This is a genomic window from Variovorax sp. GW821-FHT09D04, assembly GCF_059416405.1.
The window spans coordinates 51,108-63,906 of the sequence record NZ_JBWKPA010000013.1 but is presented as its reverse complement, the minus strand read 5'-3'; the positions used below and the strand labels follow the sequence as shown (position 1 = coordinate 63,906).

Sequence of the window (12,799 nt, the reverse complement as noted above, 5' to 3'; positions counted from 1 at the left end):
CCGCGAACGGCGCCGCTTCAAATGAAACAAAAATCAGCGCGGTAAGTCGCTGAATCCCATCAAAAATTCGTCGACCGAACGCGCCGCTTGACGGCCCTCGCGAATTGCCCACACCACCAGCGATTGGCCGCGGCGAATGTCACCTGCGGCGAACACCTTGGGCACATTGGTGGCATAGCCGCCGATGAAGTCGACCGTGGCGCGCGCGTTGCCGCGGGCGTCCTTCTCGACACCGAAGGCGTCGAGCACGGTGGCCACGGGGCTGACGAAGCCCATCGCCAGCAGCACGAGGTCGGCCTTGAGGATCTGCTCGCTGCCGGGCACTTCCTGCATCTTGCCGTCCTTCCACTCGACGCGCACGGTCTTCAGGCCGGTGACCTTGCCCTTCTCGCCGATGAATTCCTTGGTCGAGATGGCGAACTCGCGCTCGCAGCCTTCTTCGTGGCTGGAGCTGGTGCGCAGCTTGATCGGCCAGTAGGGCCAGGTCAGCGGACGGTTCTCTTCTTCCGGCGGTTGCGGCATCAGTTCGAACTGCGTGACGCTCACGGCGCCGTGGCGGTTGCTGGTGCCCACGCAGTCGGAGCCGGTGTCGCCGCCGCCGATGACGATGACGTGCTTGCCTTCGGCGCGCAGCTGGCCCTTGACCTTGTCGCCTGCGTTGACGCGGTTCTGCTGCGGCAGGAACTCCATCGCGAAGTGGATGCCGTCGAGATCGCGGCCGGGCACCGGCAGGTCGCGCGACTGCTCGGCGCCGCCGGTGAGCACCACGGCGTCGAAGTCTTTCTGCAGTTGCTCGGGCGTGACAGTTTCCTTGGCCAGGTTGGTCACCTTGGAGCCCTTGCCCAGCGGGTCTTTCGCAGCACCGACCATCACGCCGGTGCGGAAGGTCACGCCTTCGGCCTTCATCTGCTCGACGCGGCGGTCGATGTGCGACTTCTCCATCTTGAAGTCGGGAATGCCGTAGCGCAGCAGGCCGCCGACACGGTCGTTCTTCTCGAACAGCGTGACGTCGTGGCCGGCGCGCGCCAGCTGCTGCGCGGCGGCCATGCCGGCCGGGCCGGAGCCCACCACCGCGACCTTCTTGCCGGTCTTGTGCTTGGCGACGCGCGGCGCCACCCAGCCTTCGTCCCAGGCGCGGTCGATGATCGCGTGTTCCAGCGACTTGATGCCAACCGCGTCGTCGTTCACGTTGAGCACGCAGGCCGCCTCGCAGGGCGCGGGGCAGATGCGGCCGGTGAACTCGGGGAAGTTGTTGGTCGAATCAAGCACCGCGAAGGCGTTCTGCCAGTCGTCGCGGTACACGAGGTCGTTGAAGTCCGGAATGATGTTGTTGACCGGGCAGCCGCTGTTGCAGAACGGCGTGCCGCAGTCCATGCAGCGTGCGCCCTGCACCTTGGCCTGGTCGGTGTTCAGGCCGACGACGAATTCCTTGTAGTGCTTGACGCGCTCTTCGACAGGCTTGTAGCCCTCTTCGATGCGCTCATGCTCCATGAAGCCGGTGATTTTTCCCATCGTGCTTTCCTCTGTTCTTCGTATCTATGGCGCGCTCAGACGGCGGCCGTGGCGGGCGCGGCCAGTGCGTGCGGCTCGAGGCCGACGTGGGCGTTGTTGCCGCTGCTGGCCAGCTCGACCTGGCGGTCGTGCAGTTCGGCCAGGGCGCGCTTGTACTCGTTCGGGAACACCTTGACGAACTTGGTGCGCGACTCGGCCCAGTTGTCGAGCAGCTCGCGCGCGCGCTTGCTGCCGGTCCAGCGGTGGTGCTCTTCGAGCAGCTTCTTGAGCTGCGCTTCGTCGGTCTCGCCGCCGTGCCAGATCTTGCGGTGCACGCTGGCGGTCTGCTCGGCCGAGGTGAGCACCTTGTCGAGCGACACCATCGAAAGGTTGCAGCGCGAGGCGAACTGGCCGTCTTCGTCGTAGACGAACGCGACGCCGCCGCTCATGCCGGCCGCGAAGTTGCGGCCCGTCTTGCCGAGCACGGCCACCGTGCCGCCGGTCATGTATTCGCAGCCGTGGTCACCGGTGCCTTCGATGACCGCCGTGGCACCCGACAGGCGCACCGCGAAGCGCTCGCCGGCCACGCCGCACAGGTAGGCCTCGCCGGTGGTCGCGCCGTACAGCGCGGTGTTGCCGACGATGGTGTTGCGCGCGGCTTCACCGCGGAAGTCCAGGCTGGGGCGCACCACCACGCGGCCGCCCGAGAGGCCCTTGCCGGTGTAGTCGTTGGCATCGCCGATCAGGTACAGCGTGATGCCGCGTGCCAGGAAGGCGCCGAACGACTGGCCGCCCGTGCCTTCGAGCTGGATGCGGATCGAGTCGTCGGGCAGGCCCTGAGGATGCACCTTGGTCAGCGCGCCCGAGAGCATCGCGCCCACCGAACGGTTGACGTTGCGCGCCACCTCGATGAACTGCACCTTCTCGCCCTTTTCGATGGCGGGACGCGACTTCTCGATGAGCTTCACGTCCAGGGCGCGCTCGAGGCCGTGGTCCTGGTTCTCGACATGGAAACGCGGCACGTCGGCCGGCACGATCGGCAGCGCGAACAGGCGGCTGAAATCGAGGCCCGAGGCCTTCCAGTGCTCGATGCCCTTGCGCATGTCGAGCAGGTCGGCGCGGCCGATCAGGTCGTCGAACTTGCGGATGCCCAGCTGGGCCATGATCTGGCGCACTTCTTCGGCAACGAAGAAGAAGTAGTTGACGACGTGCTCGGGCTTGCCCGAAAACTTCTTGCGCAGCACCGGGTCTTGCGTGGCCACGCCCACCGGGCAGGTGTTCAAGTGGCACTTGCGCATCATGATGCAGCCCTCGACCACCAGCGGTGCGGTCGCAAAGCCGAATTCGTCCGCGCCCAGCAGCGCGCCGATGGCGACGTCGCGGCCGGTCTTCATCTGGCCGTCGGCCTGCACGCGGATGCGGCTGCGCAGGCGGTTGAGCACCAGCGTCTGCTGCGTTTCGGCCAGGCCGATTTCCCACGGGCTGCCCGCATGCTTGATCGACGACCAGGGCGAAGCGCCCGTGCCGCCGTCATGGCCGGCGATCACGACGTGGTCGCTCTTGCACTTGGCCACGCCCGCGGCGATGGTGCCAACGCCGATTTCGCTCACCAGCTTCACGCTGATGCTCGCGTGCGGCGCGGTGTTCTTCAGGTCGTGGATCAGCTGAGCCAAGTCCTCGATCGAGTAGATGTCGTGGTGCGGCGGGGGCGAGATGAGGCCCACGCCCGGCACGGCATAGCGTTGCTTGCCGATGTATTCGGTGACCTTGCCGCCCGGGAGCTGACCGCCCTCGCCCGGCTTGGCGCCTTGCGCCATCTTGATCTGGATCTGGTCGGCCGAGTGCAGGTACTCGGCGGTGACGCCGAAGCGGCCCGACGCGACCTGCTTGATGCGCGAACGCAGCGAGTCGCCGTCGTTCAGCGACAGGTCGACCTCGACGTTGGCCGCGCCGATCACACTCTTGAGCGTGTCGCCCTGCTTGATCGGGATGCCCTTCAGTTCGTTGCGGTAGCGCGCCGGGTCTTCGCCGCCTTCGCCCGTGTTGCTCTTGCCGCCGATGCGGTTCATGGCGATGGCGAGCGTGGCGTGTGCCTCGGTGCTGATCGAGCCGAGCGACATCGCGCCGGTAGCGAAGCGCTTGACGATCTCGGCGGCTGCTTCGACCTCGTCGACCGGGATGGCCTTGGCCGGATCGATCTTGAACTCGAACAGGCCGCGCAGCGTGAGGTGGCGGCGGTTCTGGTCGTTGATGAGCTGCGCGTATTCCTTGTACGTGTTCCAGTTGTTGGAGCGCGTGCTGTGCTGCAGCTTGGCGATGGCGTCGGGCGTCCACATGTGCTCTTCGCCGCGCGTGCGCCAGGCGTATTCGCCGCCGGCGTCCAGCATGTGGGCGAGCACCGGGTCGTCGCCGAAGGCGGCCTTGTGCATGCGGATGGCTTCTTCGGCGATTTCGAAGACGCCGATGCCTTCCACGCGGCTGGCCGTGCCGGTGAAGTACTTGTTCACCGTCTCGGTGTTCAGGCCGATGGCTTCGAACAGCTGGGCGCCGCAGTAGCTCATGTAGGTGCTGACACCCATCTTCGACATGATCTTCGACAGGCCCTTGCCGATGGCCTTGACGTAGTTGTAGACCGCCTTGTCGGCGCTCAGGTCGCCCGGCAGGTCGGCGTGCATGGCCGCCAGCGTTTCCATCGCGAGGTACGGGTGCACGGCTTCGGCGCCGTAGCCGGCGAGCACGCCGAAGTGATGCACTTCGCGGGCCGAACCGGTCTCGACCACGAGGCCGGCGGTGGTGCGCAAACCTTCGCGCACGAGGTACTGGTGCACGGCCGACAGCGCCAGCACGGCGGGGATCGCCACTTGCGTCGGGCCCACGCCGCGGTCGCTCACGATCAGGATGTTGTGGCCGCCCTTGATGGCATCGACCGCTTCGGCGCACAGCGAGGCCAGCTTGGCTTCGACGCCTTCATCGCCCCAGCCCAGCGGGTAGGTGATGTCGAGCACGTAGCTCTTGAACTTGCCCTGGGTGTAGCGGCCGATGTCGCGCAGCTTCGCCATGTCGGCGAAGTCGAGGATCGGCTGGCTCACTTCGAGCCGCATCGGCGGGTTGACCTGGTTGATGTCCAGCAGGTTCGGCTTGGGGCCGATGAAGGACACGAGCGACATCACGATCGCTTCGCGGATCGGGTCGATCGGCGGGTTCGTGACTTGCGCGAACAGCTGCTTGAAGTAGTTGTACAGCGGCTTGTTCTTGCTGGAGAGCACGGCCAGCGGGCTGTCGTTGCCCATGGAGCCGATGCCTTCTTCGCCGGCCTGGGCCATCGGGCTCATCAGGAATTTGATGTCTTCCTGGGTGTAGCCAAAGGCCTGCTGGCGGTCGAGCAGCGCGACCTGGCTCACGGGAATCGCGGCCGGTTCGGCCTTGACGCTGTCGAGCTTGATGCGCAGGTTCTCGATCCACTGCTTGTAGGGCTTGCTGTTGGCGAGGGTGGCCTTGACCTCCTCGTCGTCGATCATGCGGCCCTGCTCCAGGTCGATCAGGAACATCTTGCCGGGCTGCAGGCGCCACTTGCGCACGATCTTCTGCTCGGGCACGGGCAGCACGCCCGACTCCGAAGCCATGATGACCAGGTCGTCGTCGGTCACGCAGTAGCGCGAGGGACGCAGGCCGTTGCGGTCGAGCGTGGCGCCGATCTGGCGGCCGTCGGTGAACACGATGGAGGCCGGGCCGTCCCACGGCTCGAGCATGGCGGCGTGGTACTCATAGAACGCGCGGCGGCGCGTGTCCATGGTGGCGTGCTGCTCCCAGGGCTCGGGAATCATCATCATCACGGCCTGGCTGATGGGGTAGCCGGCCATCGTCAAGAGCTCGAGGCAGTTGTCGAAGGTGGCGGTGTCGGACTGGCCGGCGAAGCTGATCGGGTAGAGCTTCTGCAGGTCGGCGCCGAGCACGGGCGACGACATGACGCCTTCGCGTGCCTTCATCCAGTTGTAGTTGCCCTTGACCGTGTTGATTTCGCCGTTGTGGGCGACGTAGCGGTACGGGTGGGCCAGCGGCCACTCGGGGAAGGTGTTGGTCGAGAAGCGCTGGTGCACCAGGCCCAGGGCCGAGACGCAGCGCTTGTCCTGCAGGTCGAGGTAGTAGGTACCGACCTGGTCGGCCAGCAGCAGGCCCTTGTAGACCACGGTGCGGCTGGACATGCTCGGAACGTAGTATTCCTTGCTGTGCTTGAGCTTCAGGCGCTGGATGTTGGCGCTGGCGGTCTTGCGGATCACGTACAGCTTGCGCTCCAGCGCGTCCTGCACGATCACGTCGTTGCCGCGGCCGATGAAGATCTGGCGCAGCAGCGGTTCCTTTTCGCGCACGGTGGGCGACATGGGCATGTCGCGGTTGACCGGCACGTCGCGCCAGCCCAGCAGCACCTGGCCTTCGGCCTTGATGGCGCGTTCCATCTCTTGTTCGCAGGCTTCGCGCGAGGCGTGTTCCTTCGGCAGGAAGATCATGCCGACGCCGTATTCGCCGGGCGGGGGCAGCGTGACGCCCTGCTTGGCCATTTCTTCGCGGTACAGCAGGTCGGGCAGTTGGATCAGGATGCCGGCGCCGTCGCCCATCAGCTTGTCGGCGCCGACGGCGCCGCGGTGGTCGAGGTTCTCGAGGATCTTCAGGCCCTGCAACACGATGGCATGGCTCTTCTCGCCCTTGATATGGGCGACGAAGCCGACGCCGCAGGCATCGTGCTCATCGGCACCGGAATACAGACCGTGTTCTTGGAGGTGTTGAATCTCGGCAGCCGTCGTCATGGCGCGCTCCTTCATTTTTCGCAGGGAAAGGGAGCATATTGCGATGCACAAAGAATGCCAAACACTTTAATAGGGGTCGGATTCCTATTAAATCTTGAGTTTTCTTGTCAGAATTAAATTGGGGACATATTAAAAACAGCAGCACGATGCCCAACAAGGGCGCGGCTTTCGGCCGCTTTCAGTCCGTATCTTTGGCGGGCGCAGGCGGCCGGCCGGCCTTGGCCTTGATCACGCGGCGCTCGGTGGCCTTCTGCAGGCTGTCCAGAAAACCGTCGTCGCCGGCCGCCCAGCCGCGCAAGGTGGCCTCGGTCAGGGCCTGCTGATCGGCCGCGCGGACCCCGCCACGCACCAGTTCGGCATACGCCGCCTCCCGCGCAAAGGGCGTGTTGCCGAGCTCCCAGTACAGCGGATGCGGGGTCAACAGCCTGTCTTGCCGCAGGCCTGCGTAGTGGCCGTGACTGGACCAGGGGAAGTCGCGCGCCTCGGCGACCATGCCGGCGCGCACCGGATTCAGGTCGATGTAGGCCATGCAGGTCAGCAGGTAGCGCTCGGTCTGGATCAGGGTCGATCTGTAGCGTCCTTCCCACAAGGTGCCGCTACGGCCATGGCGGTCGTTGAAGTAGCGCACGTAGCTGCGCCCGACCGACTGCATGAACTGCGGCAGGCCCGTGGCGCTGTCGGGCGTGGCCAGCAGGTGGAAGTGGTTGTCCATCAGCACGTAGGCATGCAGCGCGATGCCGAAGCGCACGGCGTTCTCGGCCAGCAGGCCGAGCAGCTTCTCGTGGTCGGCGCGGTCCACGAAGATCGGCTGGCGGTTGTTGCCGCGCTGGATCACGTGGTGCGGCATGCCGGCCAGCGTGAGACGGGGGAGACGGGCCATGGGGACGATGGACGACGCCGTCCGGGTACTTAATCGGCGAGGCGGAAGCGCGTGTCGCCCAGCGTGTCGAGCCCGAACTGCGCCAGCAGCTCGCGCAGCCGCGTCGCCGCACTCGCCTTGCGCTGGCCGGTGTAGCGCGCCAGGATCAGCTCGTTCTTCATGCTGTGCTCCCAGCCGACCAGCTCGGTGACCGTCACGCTGTAGCCGTTGGCTTCCAGGTACAGGCAGCGCAGCACGTTGGTGAGCTGGCTGCCGATCTCGCGCGTGTGCAGCGGATGGCGCCACAGCTCGGCCAGCGGCGTGCGCGACAGGGCCAGTGCCTTGGTCTCGCGCAGGCAGGCCGCCACTTCGGCCTGGCAGCAGGGCACGAGCACCATGCAGCGCGCCTTCTTGGCCAGGCCGAAGGCGATGGCGTCGTCGGTGGCGGTGTCGCAGGCGTGCAGCGCGGTGACCACGTCGATCTGCGCCGGCAGCTCGCTGGCCTGCGCCGACTCGGCCACGGTGAGGTTCAGGAACGACATGCGCCCGAAGCCCAGCTGCTGCGCCAGCGCGCGGGAGCGCTCGACCAGCTCGCTGCGCGCCTCGATGCCGTAGACATGGCCGCCCTGCCGCGCGCGGAAGAACAGGTCGTAGATGATGAAGCCGAGGTACGACTTGCCCGCCCCGTGGTCGGCCAGCGTCGCCTCGGCACCCTCGCCGGGCAACTCGCGCAGCAGTTGCTCGATGAACTGGAACAGGTGATAGACCTGCTTGAGCTTGCGCCGCGAATCCTGGTTGAGCCGGCCTTCGCGCGTGAGGATGTGCAGCTCCTTGAGCAGCTCAACGGACTGGCCCGGCCGCAGGACTTCGGCCAGCTCGGCCTCGGCCTTCGCAGCCTTGTTGGTGGGGTGGGCTTTCGCGGGACGGGACATGGTGTTCTTGTTGTTCATGGCGTGGCGCTTCCCGGGCCGACATCGAGCGCGGTCCAGCCGGCCGGGCCCAGGGCTTCGAGCGTCTCGATGTTGCGCTCGAAGATCGCCTCGGCCTCGGGAAAGGCCTCGACCGCGCGGTCCACGCTGTCTTCGCGCAGCAGGTGCAGCGTGGGGTATGGCGCGCGGTTGGTGGCGTTGGTGATGTCGTCGGCCTCGGTGCCGGCGAACTGGAAATGCGGATGGAAGCTGGCGAGCTGAAGCACGCCGTCGAAGCCCGCGCGGGCGAGCTTGCGCTCGGCGCGCTCGGTGAAATCGTTGAAGTCGAGAAAGTCCGCCAACGCGTGGGGGACGATCAGCAAGGTGGTGTCGCGCACCTCGGCATCGAGCGCCACGAGCGCGCGGGCTTCGGCCACCAGTGCATCGATCAGGCGGCCTTCGTGGGTGTCGAGGTAGGTGAGGTAGTGGATCTGGCCCTTCACATGCACCGCCTTGGCGAAGGGGCACAGGTTGAGGCCGATCACGGCGCGCTCGAGCCAGCGCCGGGTGTCGGCTTCGGCCTGCGCGGCGTCGATGACCGTCGGGTCGCTCATGCCGTGGCCTCCGTCAGTCGGCGGATGCGCCCGAGGCGCGCGGCGACCGCCATGCCGGCGAGCGAACAGGCCAGCGTGGCGGTCCAGGTCCAATGCCAGCCACCGACGCGGTGCGCCAGCCAGGCCACCGCCGGCGGCGCCAGGAACTGGCCGAGCGACGACGCCTGCTGCATCAGGCCGACGGTGGTCGAGACGGTGCTCGGCCCCGGCGCCAGCCGCACGCCCAGCAGGAACAGCGTCGCCGGCACCATGCCGCCGCCGAGCGAAAAGGCGCAGATCGCGGCATAGCGCAGCGCGGGCGGCAGGCCCAGCGCCTCGGCGCCGGCGCCCTGCCCCACCTGCGCGAAGGCGGCGACGCCGCCCAGTGCCATGGTCAGGAAACCCCATTGCAGCAGGCGCTCGGGCGCCACGCCGCGCTGCAGCCAACGGCCGCCCATGAGGTTGCCGACGATGTTCATCGCCGCGGCCAACGCGGTCAGCACCGCGCTCCAGGCGGCGGGCACCTTCGCGTCGGCATAGATGGCGGGAAGAAAACCGATCACGGCCATCCACTGCGACGAGTACACGGCGAAGGTCAACGCGACCAGCCACGGCGCGCGCGCGCCGACCGTCTCGCGCAGCCGCGACGCCCAACCGGCCGACGCGGGCTGCGGGCTTGCACCGGCCACGCGGGCCCGATCGCGCGGCACCGCCAACCACACCCAGAGTGCCGCACCCGCCGACACCAGCGACAGCGTCCACCACCAGTCGGCCCAGCCGCCCCAACCGATCAGGGCCGGCCCGACCAGCAGCGCCAGCGCCACGCCCAACGGCATATAGGCACCCCACAGGCCCAGCGCGGCCTTGTCGGCGCCCGCCGGTGTCAGTGCGCGGATGAGACCCGGGCCGGGCATCACCGCCATCAGGAAGCCGATGCCTTCGGCCGCACGCAGCACGAACAGCCACAGCACCGCGTGAGACCCGCCCAGCAGACCGGCACCGACGGCGCCCCCGAGCAGGCTGGCCGTCGTCAGCACCGCCAGCCCGACGAGCATGCTGCGCCGCAGACCGATGGAATCGGCCGCAAGCCCGGCCAGCAGCCCGAGCGTCATGCTCGCGACCTGGACCAGCGAGAGCAGGAAACCCGCCTCGACCAGATCGATGCCCAGCGACGCCTGCAGCGCCGGCACGGCGGGCGGCAGCTTGCCCAGGTGCAGCGCGGCACTGACGCCGCCCAGCACGACGGCGAAGGCCGCGGCCGGCACGCGGGCCGACGCGCTGTTCGAGCGCACGGCCGCCGTCATGCGATGCCCCGCCGGCCAGTCAGCCGCTCGTGCTCGCGCATGGCGAAGCGGTCGGTCATGCCGGCGATGTAGTCGGCCACGGCCCGGTGCCGGTCGCGGCGCTCGGCGTACGACGCGGGCATTTCGGTGCCGCGCGCCAGGTAGGCGTCGAACAGCCCGCGCACGACCTCGCTCGCCTGGTCGGTGGTCTGCGTGACCTGCGGATGGCGGTAGAGGTTGCGGAACAGGAACTGCTTGAGCGCCTCCGACTGCGCCTGCATGACGCCGCTGAAGGCCACCAGCGGTGGCGCCTGGCGCACGGCGTCGGCATCGGTGGGCGCCAGCGCCTCGATGGCCGCGCGCGTCGTGTCGATCACGTCGTAGACCTGCGCGCTGAGCATGCGGCGGATGGTTTCATAGAGCACGCGCCGGCCCTGGCCCTGCAGGTGCGGATGCTCGGCCAGCGCTTCGCGGCGGTAGCGTTCGAACAGTTCCACATCGGCCAGCTGCTCGACGCTGATCAGGCCCGAGCGCACGCCGTCGTCGATGTCGTGCGCGTTGTAGGCGATGGCGTCGGCCAGGTTGCACAGCTGCGCCTCCAGCCCGGGCTGCGTGCGGTCGAGAAAGCGGCGGGCCACGCCCTGCGGCTCGGCCGCCTCGATGCGTTCGGCGTTGGCGCGCGAGCAATGCTTGAGGATGCCTTCGCGGGTCTCGAAGCTGAGGTTCAGGCCGTCGTACTGCGGGTAGCGGTGCTCCAGCGCATCGACCACGCGCAGGCTCTGCAGGTTGTGCTCGAAGCCACCGTGTTCGGCCATGCAGGCGTTGAGCGCGTCCTGGCCCGCGTGGCCGAAGGGCGTGTGGCCCAGGTCATGGGCCAGCGCGATCGCCTCGACCAGGTCTTCGTTGAGCCGCAGGGCGCGTGCGATGGAGCGGCCCAGCTGCGCGACTTCGAGCGAATGCGTGAGCCGCGTGCGGAACAGGTCGCCTTCGTGGTTCAGGAACACCTGGGTCTTGTAGACCAGCCGTCGGAAGGCGGTGGAGTGGACGATGCGGTCACGGTCGCGCTGGAAGGCGTCGCGCGTGGGCGCGGGCGGCTCCGCGTGGCGCCGTCCGCGCGAGCGCGCGGGGTGGCAGGCGTACGCCGCAAGGCTCATGCCGCGCAGCACTGCGCGAGCACGTCGCGCACCATCGCGTCGGGCGCGCTGCGCACGACGGCGGAGCCGGGTCGGTCGATCACCACGAAGCGAATCTCGCCGGCTTCCGATTTCTTGTCGACGCGCATCAGCTCCAGGTAGCGCTCGGCCCCCAGCGCCGGTCCCACGGTGGGCAGGCCGGCCCGCTCGATCAGGCGAGTCAGCCGCTCGACAAAGGCCGCGTCGACGCCGCCGAGCCGCTGCGACAGCTGCGCCGCCATGACCATGCCGCAGCCGACAGCCTCGCCATGCAGCCATTCGCCGTAGCCCAGGCCCGACTCGATGGCATGGCCGAAGGTGTGGCCGAAATTGAGGATGGCGCGCAGGCCGGTCTCGCGCTCGTCCTGGCCGACCACCAGCGCCTTGATCTCGCAGCTGCGCTTCACGGCATGGGCCAGCGCGGCCGGGTCGCGCGCCACCAGCGCTTCGATGTTCGACTCGATCCAGTCGAAGAAAGCCATGTCGTAGATCGGGCCGTACTTGATGACTTCGGCCAGGCCGGCACTCAGTTCGCGCGGGGGCAGCGTCTGCAGCGTGTCCAGGTCGCACAGCACGAGCTGCGGCTGGTAGAACGCGCCGATCATGTTCTTGCCCAGCGGGTGGTTGATGGCCGTCTTGCCACCCACCGAGGAATCGACCTGCGCCAGCAGCGTGGTCGGCACCTGCACGAAAGGCACGCCGCGCATGTAGCTGGCGGCGGCGAAGCCCGTCATGTCGCCCACCACCCCGCCGCCGAGCGCGAACAGCACCGTCTTGCGGTCGCTGCCGTGGCCCAGGAGGGCGTCGAAGATCAGGTTGAGCGTCTCGAGGTTCTTGTATGCCTCACCGTCGGGCAGTTCGAGCAGGTGGACCGTGCGAAAGCGTTTGGCCAGCACGGTCCGCAAGGCCTGCGCGTAGAGCGGCGCCACGGTGGTGTTGCTGACGATCAGCGCGCTGGCGGCTGCGGGAACGACACCGAAGCTGGCGGGGTCTTCCAGCAGGCCACCGCCGATCAGGATCGGGTAGCTGCGCTCGCCGAGCTGGATCTCGACGCGTTCGGGCTTTGGCGGGGCGGAAAGTGCGGGCGAAACAGGCAAGGACATGGCCGCGAGTTTAGGCGCTCGGGCCTGCCGGGGTCAGTCCGAGGGCTCTTCCGGATGGGCGCCGGGTTCGACCACCCCGGCCAGTTCGAGCTGCATCACGATGAGGTTGACCAGCACCGCAATCGACGGCCGGCCGGTGTCGACCACGTCGTGGGCGGTTTCCCGGTAGAACGGGTCGCGCGCATCGTGCAGTTCGCGCAGCCGGCCCAGCGGATCGGCCACCTGCAACAGCGGGCGCTTGACGTCGTGGCGCAGGCGCCGGAACAGGTCTTCGGGCGAGGAGCGCAGGTAGATGACGTGGAAATGGTCGCGCAACTGCTGGCGGTTGGCCTCGCGCAGCACGGCGCCACCGCCGGTCGCCAGCACGCCGTGGGGATGGGCGGCCAGGTCGGCGATGACCGCCTGCTCGATGTCGCGGAAGGCGGCTTCGCCCTCGCGATCGAAGAAATCACGGATCGTGCAGCCGATGCGCTGCTCGATCACGTGATCGGTGTCGATGAAGGGGGTGTTCAGCCGAGCGCCCAGGCGCCGGCCCACTGCGGACTTTCCGGCGCCGGGCAACCCGACAAGTGCGACCGCCACGCGGTG

The 12,799-nt window shown here is 67.9% G+C and carries 9 protein-coding genes; all 9 read right to left on the bottom strand.

Translation table 11 applies throughout. The annotated features are described in order from the left end of the window. Positions 1-33 precede the first annotated feature (33 nt). Positions 34-1,512: a glutamate synthase subunit beta gene (locus AC07O4_RS28340; protein ID WP_495306264.1), complete on the bottom strand. Its 1,479-nt coding sequence runs from the start codon at positions 1,510-1,512 to the stop codon at positions 34-36. A gap of 35 nt (positions 1,513-1,547) precedes the next feature. Continuing rightward, positions 1,548-6,293, bottom strand: a complete 4,746-nt coding sequence (locus AC07O4_RS28335; RefSeq protein ID WP_492743309.1) for a glutamate synthase-related protein — start codon at positions 6,291-6,293, stop codon at positions 1,548-1,550. Between the two features lie 178 nt (positions 6,294-6,471). Further along, positions 6,472-7,173, bottom strand: coding sequence for a transposase (locus AC07O4_RS28330; RefSeq protein ID WP_492743308.1), 702 nt, complete (start codon positions 7,171-7,173; stop codon positions 6,472-6,474). 29 nt (positions 7,174-7,202) lie between these two features. Continuing rightward, a complete protein-coding gene (locus AC07O4_RS28325; RefSeq protein WP_492743342.1) occupies positions 7,203-8,084 on the bottom strand; it encodes a class I SAM-dependent methyltransferase in 882 nt (293 codons plus the stop codon). Positions 8,085-8,098: 14 nt separating this feature from the next. Then, positions 8,099-8,674 carry a DUF1415 domain-containing protein gene (locus AC07O4_RS28320; RefSeq protein ID WP_492743307.1) on the bottom strand — a complete coding sequence of 192 codons (576 nt, stop codon included), beginning with the start codon at positions 8,672-8,674 and terminating at the stop codon, positions 8,099-8,101. Next, positions 8,671-9,957 carry an MFS transporter gene (locus AC07O4_RS28315; RefSeq protein WP_492743306.1) on the bottom strand — a complete coding sequence of 429 codons (1,287 nt, stop codon included), beginning with the start codon at positions 9,955-9,957 and terminating at the stop codon, positions 8,671-8,673. Before AC07O4_RS28315 ends, AC07O4_RS28320 begins: the two co-directional genes overlap by 4 nt. Next, the gene (locus tag AC07O4_RS28310) at positions 9,954-11,090 is read right to left on the bottom strand and encodes a deoxyguanosinetriphosphate triphosphohydrolase (RefSeq protein ID WP_492743305.1); all 1,137 of its coding nucleotides are present in this window, start codon (positions 11,088-11,090) and stop codon (positions 9,954-9,956) included. Before AC07O4_RS28310 ends, AC07O4_RS28315 begins: the two co-directional genes overlap by 4 nt. After that, complete coding sequence (gene aroB, locus AC07O4_RS28305; RefSeq protein ID WP_495306263.1) at positions 11,087-12,211, bottom strand: 3-dehydroquinate synthase; 1,125 nt, start codon at positions 12,209-12,211, stop codon at positions 11,087-11,089. Before aroB ends, AC07O4_RS28310 begins: the two co-directional genes overlap by 4 nt. Positions 12,212-12,244: 33 nt before the next feature. Beyond that, the gene (locus tag AC07O4_RS28300) at positions 12,245-12,793 is read right to left on the bottom strand and encodes a shikimate kinase (RefSeq protein WP_062471759.1); all 549 of its coding nucleotides are present in this window, start codon (positions 12,791-12,793) and stop codon (positions 12,245-12,247) included. Positions 12,794-12,799 lie beyond the last annotated feature (6 nt).

What these genes read in the sequence shown, in the direction of transcription:
- AC07O4_RS28340 (WP_495306264.1), bottom strand. Translation starts at nt 1,512, where the DNA reads ATGGGAAAAATCACCGGCTTCATGGAGCATGAGCGCATCGAAGAGGGC.
- AC07O4_RS28335 (WP_492743309.1), bottom strand. Translation starts at nt 6,293, where the DNA reads ATGACGACGGCTGCCGAGATTCAACACCTCCAAGAACACGGTCTGTAT.
- AC07O4_RS28330 (WP_492743308.1), bottom strand. Translation starts at nt 7,173, where the DNA reads ATGGCCCGTCTCCCCCGTCTCACGCTGGCCGGCATGCCGCACCACGTG.
- AC07O4_RS28325 (WP_492743342.1), bottom strand. Translation starts at nt 8,084, where the DNA reads ATGTCCCGTCCCGCGAAAGCCCACCCCACCAACAAGGCTGCGAAGGCC.
- AC07O4_RS28320 (WP_492743307.1), bottom strand. Translation starts at nt 8,674, where the DNA reads ATGAGCGACCCGACGGTCATCGACGCCGCGCAGGCCGAAGCCGACACC.
- AC07O4_RS28315 (WP_492743306.1), bottom strand. Translation starts at nt 9,957, where the DNA reads ATGACGGCGGCCGTGCGCTCGAACAGCGCGTCGGCCCGCGTGCCGGCC.
- AC07O4_RS28310 (WP_492743305.1), bottom strand. Translation starts at nt 11,090, where the DNA reads ATGAGCCTTGCGGCGTACGCCTGCCACCCCGCGCGCTCGCGCGGACGG.
- aroB (WP_495306263.1), bottom strand. Translation starts at nt 12,211, where the DNA reads ATGTCCTTGCCTGTTTCGCCCGCACTTTCCGCCCCGCCAAAGCCCGAA.